At 42.8% G+C, this 477-nt stretch carries 1 protein-coding gene; it reads left to right on the forward strand.

Annotated features, from left to right (window positions below; genetic code table 11):
- On the forward strand, positions 1-219 hold a 219-nt coding region (locus DWX84_RS22065; RefSeq protein ID WP_305036962.1), incomplete at its 5' end, for a helix-turn-helix domain-containing protein.
- Between the last annotated feature and the right edge of the window lie 258 nt (positions 220-477).

A 477-nucleotide genomic window follows, 5' to 3' on the forward strand; every position in this document is an offset into this window, starting at 1 on the left:
GTCATGAAAGAGCATCTGGAACTTGCCGTAACGAAACCGACCTCACCTGTCAGCTTCGCCTTGCGAAACGATGCGGAGGACAAGGAACGCATCTTACGCGCGTTGAAGCAGGCAAACGGAAACCGCAAGGTTGCCGCCGAATTGCTCGGAATCGGACGTACAACGCTGTATAGCAAGTTGGAAGAGTATGGATTAAAGTATAAATTTCAGCAATCATAGCCCGCAACTTGCCGAAAATAGAAGTAACGGTTAAACCGGATTATTCAGCGAAGATAAAAAACGTCCTGTGATAAAAATCATGGGACATTTTGATGTGTATCCGATTTTTATTGCTACTTTTGTACCAAGACGAGAGACATTGACAGCAACTCACAGCAGAACGTAGAAATAGACAGGGTTGCCAAATCATTACCTCATTTTTACCTTATCCTCAGAACTGCTTGCTAATAAAGTGGTTATAAAAATCTTCCAGAATTA

Source organism: Parabacteroides sp. AF21-43, from assembly GCF_003635435.1.
GTDB classification, from domain to species: domain Bacteria; phylum Bacteroidota; class Bacteroidia; order Bacteroidales; family Tannerellaceae; genus Parabacteroides; species Parabacteroides distasonis.